This window comes from Hoeflea sp. BAL378, assembly GCF_000759435.1.
Classification (GTDB): Bacteria; Pseudomonadota; Alphaproteobacteria; order Rhizobiales; family Rhizobiaceae; genus Hoeflea.
On the sequence record NZ_JRJG01000164.1, the window covers coordinates 1 to 8,613 of the forward strand.

The 8,613-nt window shown below is 66.5% G+C and carries 8 protein-coding genes; 7 read left to right on the plus strand and 1 reads right to left on the minus strand.

Translation table 11 applies throughout. From position 1 onward, the window contains the following. The 4 genes from LL06_RS24000 to LL06_RS24015 all read left to right on the plus strand — a co-directional run. The coding region (locus tag LL06_RS24000; protein WP_035533048.1) for a methyltransferase at positions 1 to 663 on the plus strand (663 nt) is incomplete at its 5' end. Positions 664 to 793: 130 nt separating this feature from the next. Then, a complete protein-coding gene (locus LL06_RS24005; RefSeq protein WP_035533063.1) occupies positions 794 to 1,651 on the plus strand; it encodes a S49 family peptidase in 858 nt (285 codons plus the stop codon). 71 nt (positions 1,652 to 1,722) lie between these two features. Beyond that, entirely contained in the window at positions 1,723 to 1,914 is a 192-nt protein-coding gene (locus LL06_RS24010; protein WP_035533065.1) for a hypothetical protein, read from the plus strand. A 137-nt stretch (positions 1,915 to 2,051) separates the two neighbouring features. After that, positions 2,052 to 3,005, plus strand: coding sequence for a glycine--tRNA ligase subunit alpha (locus LL06_RS24015; RefSeq protein ID WP_035533073.1), 954 nt, complete (start codon positions 2,052 to 2,054; stop codon positions 3,003 to 3,005). 41 nt (positions 3,006 to 3,046) lie between these two features. Here the strand turns inward: LL06_RS24015 and LL06_RS24020 are convergent, their stop codons facing one another. Beyond that, complete coding sequence (locus tag LL06_RS24020; RefSeq protein WP_035533067.1) at positions 3,047 to 4,522, minus strand: sensor domain-containing diguanylate cyclase; 1,476 nt, start codon at positions 4,520 to 4,522, stop codon at positions 3,047 to 3,049. 321 nt (positions 4,523 to 4,843) lie between these two features. Here LL06_RS24020 and LL06_RS24025 point away from each other — a divergent pair, with 321 nt between their 5' ends. From LL06_RS24025 to LL06_RS24035, 3 genes are all read left to right on the plus strand, one after another. Further along, positions 4,844 to 5,395: a LemA family protein gene (locus tag LL06_RS24025; protein WP_035533075.1), complete on the plus strand. Its 552-nt coding sequence runs from the start codon at positions 4,844 to 4,846 to the stop codon at positions 5,393 to 5,395. A gap of 33 nt (positions 5,396 to 5,428) precedes the next feature. After that, positions 5,429 to 6,697 carry a 3-phosphoshikimate 1-carboxyvinyltransferase gene (gene aroA / locus LL06_RS24030; protein ID WP_035533069.1) on the plus strand — a complete coding sequence of 423 codons (1,269 nt, stop codon included), beginning with the start codon at positions 5,429 to 5,431 and terminating at the stop codon, positions 6,695 to 6,697. Next, the coding region (locus LL06_RS24035) for a DUF2207 domain-containing protein (protein WP_035533071.1) at positions 6,694 to 8,613 on the plus strand (1,920 nt) is incomplete at its 3' end. The genes aroA and LL06_RS24035, both read left to right, overlap by 4 nt.

The window sequence follows — 8,613 nt, forward strand, 5'->3', positions numbered from 1 at the left end:
GTGCTCGCCGATCTTGGCGCCGGAGCCGGCGCCGCGGGCCTTGCCGCCGCCAACCGGCTCGGCGGCCTCGAGGTGGTGCTGATCGAGCGGTCGGCGGCGATGGCCGAGTGCGCCCGCCGCTCGCTGGCCCTTGCCCAGAACGCCCACCTGGCCGCGCGCGTGCGGGTGCTCGAGGCCGACGTCACCCTTCACGGCGACCAGCGCCGCGCCGCGGGTCTCTCCGACCAGGCCTATGACGTCGCCATCATGAACCCGCCGTTCAATGCCGGCCGGGACCGCAGGACACCCGACGCGCTCAAGGCGGAGGCGCATGTGATGGAGACCGGCGATCTGTTCGAGCGCTGGCTGCGCACCGCCGGCGCCATCCTCAGGCCGGGCGGCCAGGTGTCGGTCATCGCCCGCCCCGAATCGGTTTCCGATATTCTCGCGGCGCTGGGCAAGCGCTTCGGCGGCGCCGAGATCACCCCGGTCTGCCCGCGCCCGGGCGACGATGCGATCCGCATCCTGGTCACCGCCATCAAGGGCAGCCGCGCGCGCCTGTGCCTGCGCGACCGCTTGCTCATCCACGACGGACCCGGAAACGGGTTTTCGGCGCTCATGCGCGATCTCGGCAATGGCCGCGCCGCCTGGCGGCGGCGGTCGCAGAGCCGGGCGCCGACATAGACCGCTGCCAGCGCGCGCTGCGGCAACCGCCCAGGGCGTTCCCCCATTGCACTGGGACGGAAAAGACATACATGGACTCATGCATGGCAAACGCCCGCATGAGCGCGGGACATAACAGGAATGGTCCGCAATGATCTCTTTGGGTTCCCTCATCCCCGCACGCTTCAAGAAGGATGTCACCGTGATCCCGGTGGTCCGGCTCAACGGGTCGATCATGTCGGGCGGCAACCAGTTTCGCCAGAATCTCAACATCGCCACGGTGGCGCCGCTGCTTGAGCGCGCCTTCGCCGACAAGAAGGCGCCGGCGGTGGCGATCTCGATCAATTCGCCCGGCGGCTCGCCGGTGCAGTCGCGGCTGATCTACAAGCGGATCCGCGATCTGGCCCGGGAAAAGGACAAGAAGGTCCTGATCTTCGTCGAGGACGTGGCCGCCTCGGGCGGCTACATGATCGCCTGCGCCGGCGACGAGATCTTCGCCGACCCGTCCTCCATCATCGGCTCCATCGGCGTGATTTCCGCGGGCTTCGGCTTCACCGGCCTGATCGACAAGCTGGGCGTCGAGCGCCGCGTCTACACCGCCGGCCAGAACAAGTCGCTGCTCGATCCGTTCAAGCCGGAAAAGGCCGAGGACGTGGCCCGCCTGAAGGACCTGCAGCTTGAAATCCACCGGGTCTTCATCGACCTGGTCAAGGGCAGCCGCGGCTCGCGGCTCAAGGACGATCCCGAATTGTTCACCGGCCAGTTCTGGACCGGGATCGGCGGCAGGGAGCTGGGACTGGTCGACGAACTGGGCGATCTTCGCTCGACGCTGCGCGCCCGCTATGGCGACAAGGTCAAGATGCGGCTGATCACGGCCCAGCGCGGATTTTTCGGCCGCCGGGTCCCCGGCGTGAACACGGGCCTGCTCGGTGGCGCGCTTGCAGGCATCGGCGAAGCAGGGTTGAATGTGCTCGAGGAGCGCGCACTCTGGTCGCGCTACGGGTTGTAAGACAGCAGGGCATCGTTGGAACCCGGTGGGACGGCCACGCCTGATCCCCAAGTGAGGAAAGGACTGCAGCAATGCCGCAATTGCTTCTGCTCGCCGCCGTGGGGGCGGTCGCATGGTTCGGCTACAAGCGCTTCCTGCTGGAGGCAGAACGGGTGAATGCGCGGGTCAGGGCCGCCGAGAAGGAATCCCGGACCGGCGCCCAGGGGACGCTGATCGAGGACCCGACGACCGGCGAGTACCGGCTGAGAAAGCCCGACGAGTAAGACCAACGCCGGTTGACGCGGAGCGCTTGCGGCCCCGCGCCCTTGACCGTGAGGAAGAGCCGTGGCACCTGTCGCCGCACTTTCAGGGCCGCTTGATCGCGGCCCGGTGCGACCGCCATTCCATCCGGATCCCGACCATGACCGCAGACCTTCCCGACCACATGAAGCCGACCCGATCGTTCCAGGCGCTGATTCTCGCCCTGCACCGCTACTGGGCCGATTATGGCTGCGTCATCCTGCAGCCCTACGACATGGAAGTCGGCGCGGGAACCTTTCACCCGGCCACCACCCTGCGCGCGCTCGGCCCCAGGCAGTGGAACGCCGCCTATGTGCAGCCCTCGCGCCGCCCCAAGGACGGCCGCTACGGCGAGAACCCGAACCGGCTGCAGCACTATTACCAGTACCAGGTGATCCTCAAGCCCAACCCGTCCAACCTGCAGGAACTCTATCTCGGCTCGCTCGCCGCCATCGGCATCGACCCGCTGCTGCACGACATCCGCTTCGTCGAGGACGACTGGGAAAGCCCGACGCTCGGCGCCTGGGGACTCGGCTGGGAATGCTGGTGCGACGGCATGGAGGTGAGCCAGTTCACCTATTTCCAGCAGGTCTGCGGCATCGAATGCGCGCCGGTGGCGGGCGAACTCACCTACGGGCTCGAGCGCCTGGCGATGTATGTCCAGGGCGTCGACAATGTCTATGATCTCAACTTCAACGGCCGCGAAGGCGCGGAGAAGGTGACCTATGGCGATGTCTTCCTGCAGTCCGAGCAGGAGCATTCGCGCTACAATTTCGAGATTGCCGACACCGCGATGCTGCTCAAGCATTTCGAGGACGCCGAGAAGGAATGCGAGGCCATCCTCAGGTCAGGCGCCCCGGATGAGCCCGGCGCGCTGCACAGATGCGTGCTGCCCGCCTATGACCAGTGCATCAAGGCGAGCCACGTCTTCAACCTGCTCGATGCGCGCGGCGTGATCTCGGTGACCGAGCGGCAGGGCTATATCCTGAAGGTGCGCAACCTGTCGCGCCAGTGCGGCGAGGCCTTCCTGATGACGGACGCCGGCGGCGCGAATTACCTGCAGGCCGCGGAATAAAGGGCTCTTCCCTGGAGCGGTTGGGCGCCGGGACTTGCGCCTCAGGCGGCTGAAGCGGACCGTGCCGGACCGGCGAGGCTCGCCTTGTCGGAGAGGGCGCCGGTGTGATGGGCGCGCTTGTCCTCGTACATTTCCAGATCCGCCCGCTTGACCAGATCCTCCATGCTTTCCCCGTCCCGGCTGGTGGCCGTGCCGATGGCCACGCTCAGCGGCGCATTGGAATAGAACTGGTTGTTGATGTGCAGCAGCTCGTTGATGGTGTCGACCATGGCCGAGACCGCCTTCTTGTCGGCGCCGGGCATCAGGATCGCGAATTCGTCGCCGCCGATGCGGGCGGCATGGTTGGGCCGCGACACCACGCCGCTCAGCACCTCGCCGAAACGCCGCAACAGTGTGTCGCCGGCATCGTGGCCGAGTTGGTCGTTGGCCTCCTTGAGGCCATTGAGATCCATGACGATGGCCGAAACCGGGCGCAGCGACTTGCGCTCGAGCCGGTTGAGCTCGTCCTTGTAGAAGGCGCGGTTGTGCAGCTTGGTGAGTACATCGTGCTTGCCGAGATATTCGAGATAGGCCTCGGCCTTCTTGCGCGCGGTGATGTCGGTTAGCGCCACCTGCACCCGGGCCCAGTCTTCCTCGTGGCCCGGCAGCACGGCGAAATGCAACAGGATGTGGCGGATGGTGCCGTCGAGCGCGTAGTTGACCACCTCGCGATGGTGGTACAGCTTGCCTTCCCACAGGTCCATCAGTTGCTCGCGGAACGGCTTCTCCATCTCGTCGCGCAGGATCTCCGCCTGGCGCCTGAGCAGGGTCTGGACATCGTCCGCGCAGAACAGGTCGAGCGTCGCCTGGTTGACGTCGATGATGCGGATTTCGCTCATGCACTGGCGAACGAATTCGGGGTGCACGTCCATGAACACGCGGAAATCCTCGATGCCGCGGTCGCGCACGTCCTCGATCAGGTTGCGGATCTCGCTGAAATCCTCGACCCACAGCGACACCGGCGAATATTTGAACAGGCCTTCGGCATGCTGCCGGCTTTCGATCTCGTTGCGCCGCGCATCCTCGCGCGCCGTCACGTCCTCGGTCGTCATCAAGATGCGGGTCAGCGTCTGCTCGTGGCCGGGCAGCACGGTCCCCTTGAGCTGGATGTCCATCCGCCGGCCCGAGAGCGAATAATTGACCGCGTTGCTCGAGAACTCGGTCTTGCCGTCCCACAGTTCCGCCAGTTCATTGATGTGGCTTTCCAGCATGTCGTCGCGGAAGACCACCGAAAGATTGTCGACCAGATGCTCGAGGCTCCGGGCTTCGAACAGGTCCAGCGTCTTGGCGTTGACCTGCAGCACCTTGATCTTGCTGGAACAGGCGGCGGCGCGGGTGAGGTCCTGCTTGAGATAGGCGCGCAGGTCGTCCACGCCTTCGCTCCGCCATTGATCGAATTGCCGCTTCACGCCGCTGAAATCCTCGATCCACATGGCAACCGGGGCAAGCTCGAAGATGGTGGCGTCAAAATTCGTCATTTCTATCGGATCCCGTGAATACAAAATCTTTGACGCTTGCAAAACCGCAAGCTCGTTGGATGCAGTGTCCTCATTTATGAGCCCCGAAAGGTAAAACTTTACTTAGGACGGGAAGGGAAAAAAGTGCAGTCCCCGGATATCCGCCGCCGGGCCGGCCGTCACCGCCCTGCCGGAGGCTGCGCCCGGGCTCCATCCGCCCCGGCCCGCCTCTGCTTATCCCGTGGATTTTCCCGGCGAGTCTGCGTAAGGTCGGACCGCTGACAGGTCGGGCCTGGGCACAGGATCAATGGTTGCTTTAACGCCGGGGGTGAAGGCATGGGAATGTGGATTTTTGTGGCGGTGCTGGCCGGCGTCGCGCTGTACGCCGTCTCGCTCTACAACACGCTGGTCAAGAACCGCCAGATGGCGGGCGAGGGCTGGAGCGGCATCGACGTTCAATTGAAGCGCCGCGCGGACCTGATCCCGAACCTGCTCGAAACCGTCAAGGGCTACATGACCCATGAGCGGGAACTGCTCGAGGAAGTCACCCGGCTGCGCGGCCAGGCCGTCGCCGGCAGCTCGGGCTCGCCGGCGCAACGTTCGGGCATCGAGGGCGCGCTCAGCGGCGCGCTCGGCAGGCTGATGGCGGTCGCCGAAAGCTATCCGGACCTCAAGGCCAACGAGAACTTCAAGGAGTTCCAGAAGGCGCTTGAGGAGACCGAAAACGAGATCTCGATGTCGCGGCGCTATTACAACGGCGCTGTGCGCAACCTGAACGTCTCGGTGGAATCCTTCCCCTCGAACCTCGTCGCCAACCAGTTCGGTTTCGTCAAGGCCGAGTATTTCGAGCTCGAGAACGAGGCCGACCGCGCGGTTCCGACCGTCAAGTTCTGATGGCGTGAATATGCGGATCTGCGGGAATGACCGATGACAACTGACAAGCTCACCATCGTGCCGCCGGGGCATGCGCTTTCGGGCAGGGTGGCGCCGCCCGGATCGAAGTCGATCACCAATCGGGCGCTGCTGCTGGCAGGCCTCGCCCAAGGCGAGAGCCGGCTCACCGGCGCGCTCAAGAGCGACGACACGCGCTACATGGCCGACGCCCTGCGCGCCATGGGGGTCCGCATCGAGGAACCGGAGGACACGAGTTTCGTCGTCACCGGAAACGGTGGCCTGAGCGCGCCCGCCCATCCGCTGTTCTTGGGCAATGCCGGCACCGCGGTCCGCTTCCTGCCCGCCGCCATCGCTGCCCTCGTCACCGGCGAGGTGATCGTCGACGGCGACCAGCACATGCGCAAGCGGCCGATCCTGCCGCTGGTCAAGGCCCTGGCCTCGCTGGGCGTCGACATTTCCGCGCCATCGGGCTGCCCGCCGGTGACGATCCGGGGGACAGGCGGCTTTGCCGCCCACCACGTGGTGATCGACGCAGGCCTCTCGAGCCAGTATGTCTCGGCGCTGCTGATGGCGGGCCCTTGCGCCGGCAGGCCCTTCACCGTCGAACTCGCCGGCGACGAGATCGGCGCGCGCGGCTACATCGATCTGACGATTGCGGCGATGCGGGCCTTCGGCGCGACGGTGGATCAGGTCACGCCGTCGGTCTGGAAGATCGAGCCGACCGGCTACCAGGCCACCGATTTCCACATCGAGCCGGACGCCTCGGCCGCCACCTATCTCTGGGCCGCGGAGGCGCTCACCGGCGGCCGCATCGACATCGGCACGCCGTCGTCGGCGTTCACCCAGCCCGACGCGAAGGCCTTCGACGTGATTTCGGCCTTTCCCGCCATGCCCGCGGTGATCGACGGCTCGCAGATGCAGGACGCCATTCCCACGCTCGCCGTGCTCGCCGCCTTCAACGCCACGCCGGTCCGCTTCACCGGCATTTCCAACCTGCGGGTCAAGGAATGCGACCGGGTGCGGGCGCTGTCGCTGGGGCTCAACGCCATCCGCGCGGGCCTGGCGCGCGAGGAGGGCGACGACCTGATCGTGTCCGGCGATCCCGCTCTCGCCGGACGGCATCAGCCGGCCGAGATCGACACCTTCGCCGATCATAGAATTGCCATGAGCTTCGCGCTCGCCGGGCTCAAGACCTCCGGCATCGCCATCCTGGATCCGAAATGCGTGGGCAAGACCTATCCCGGCTACTGGGACGCGCTGGCGTCGCTGGGCGTCGGTTACCTCGAGGAGAGACCGCGATGAAATGGCTGGCGTCGCTGATAGCCGCGCTCACGCTCTCGCTGCTGCTGGGCGCCGGCGCCGAGGCGCGCGAGGAGATCCGCAATTTCCGCGCCGACATCACGGTCAACGACGACGCCTCGCTGGAGGTGACCGAGACCATCACCGTCAATGCCGAAGGCAACGACATCCGCCGCGGCATCTTCCGCGACATCCCGCTGCGCGCGCTCGACGAGTGGGGCCTGTGGGCCACCAACGGCTTCGACCTCGTCGAGGTGCTTCGCAACGGCGCGCCCACGGCCTACCGCACCGAATGGCAGGGGCGGTTCTTCCGCATCTACATCGGCGACGCCGAGGTGGTGATCCCCCGCGGCGAGCACACCTACACGATCCGCTATGTCACCACCCGGCAGTTGCGCTATTTCGAGGATTACGACGAGATCTACTGGAACGTCACCGGCAATTTCTGGAGCTTCCCGATCCTTGAGGCCGTGGCGGTGGTGCAATTGCCCGAAGGCGCCCGCGCCACGCAGGTCGACGCCTATACCGGCCCGTTCGGCGCAGCGGGCAAGGACTTCGTGGCCTCCGGCGAGGGCGGTTCGGAAATCGTGTTCGAGACCACTAGGCCGCTCGGACCCGAGGAAGGCATGACCATTGCCGTGGGCTTCACCAAGGGCGTGGTGACGCCGGACGAGGGCGGCGCCGTCGCCCTGCTGGCCGCCAATGCGGGGATCTTGCTGATCATCCTCGGCTGGCTCGCCGTTCCGGCCTATTTCCTCTGGGTCTGGAACAAGGTCGGGCGCGACCCGCCGTCGCCGCCCGTCATCCCGCTGTTCCACCCGCCGGAACAGCTCTCGCCGGCGGCTCTGTCGTTTGCGCATTTCAACGGCTTCCGCACCGGCAGGAAAGGCGTCGACCTGTCCTTCATCGCGGCGCTGCTGTCGCTGGGCGTCAAGCGCTTCCTGGTGATCAACGAAGATGCCCATGGAAAGGTCACGCTCAGGCGCGGGCCGATGGCGGAGGCGTCCGACGCACCGGCCTTGCCGCCGGGCGAGGCGGCGCTCTATGCGGGCCTTCTGCGGAACCGCGAGGAAATCGTCCTCGACAAGCACAACGGTCCGGCGCTGCAAAGCGCGGGCGCCAGCCTGCGCACCGCCATCTCCGAGGAATATGAGGGCCGCTACTACAAGTCCAACCTGGGCCGGCTGGTCCTCGGCGCGATCTTCGCGTTCGCCGCCTTCGTCGTCGGCCTGGTGCTGCAGAGCCCGCCCGACGACGGCATCCTCTATCTCGTCCCGGTGCTGATGACCTCGCTGTTCGGCGGCGGCCTGTGGGTGGCGGGGCGATCGCTCTTCCGGGAGCCGGGCCTCGGCAACCGGATCATCGGCGCGATGCTGTTCCTGCTCGGCGCGGCGGTCTTCCTCATCGGCGTGATCATCGTGCTGGTGCCCGGCGACCTGCCGGTCTACCGCTTTGCCGCCATCCTGCTGATCGTCGGCATGGCCACCCTGATCGCCATGATCTGGCTCATCGGCGCGCCGACGGCGATCGGCGCCAAGGTGCTCGCCGACATCAAGGGCTTCAAGCTCTATCTCGAGACCGCCGAGACCAACCGGCTGAACATGCGCGACGCGCCGCAGATGTCGGAGGAGCTGTTCGAGCGCTTCCTGCCCTATGCGGCGGGCCTCGGCGTCGAAAAGCCTTGGTCGGAGGCCTGGGCCGCGCAGCTTGCGCGGATGGCGCCGGAGGAACAGCGGACCTATCAGCCGCGCTGGTACCACGGCAATTCCTGGTCGCCCGACAATATCGGCGCGGCGGCCGCCTCCTCGGTCGCGGCCGTCTCGGCGGCGATGGCGGCCTCGATGCCGCAGCCCAAGAGCTCCTCGGGCTCGTCCGGCGGCGGCTCCTCGGGCGGCGGCGGCGGTGGCGGCGGCGGCGGC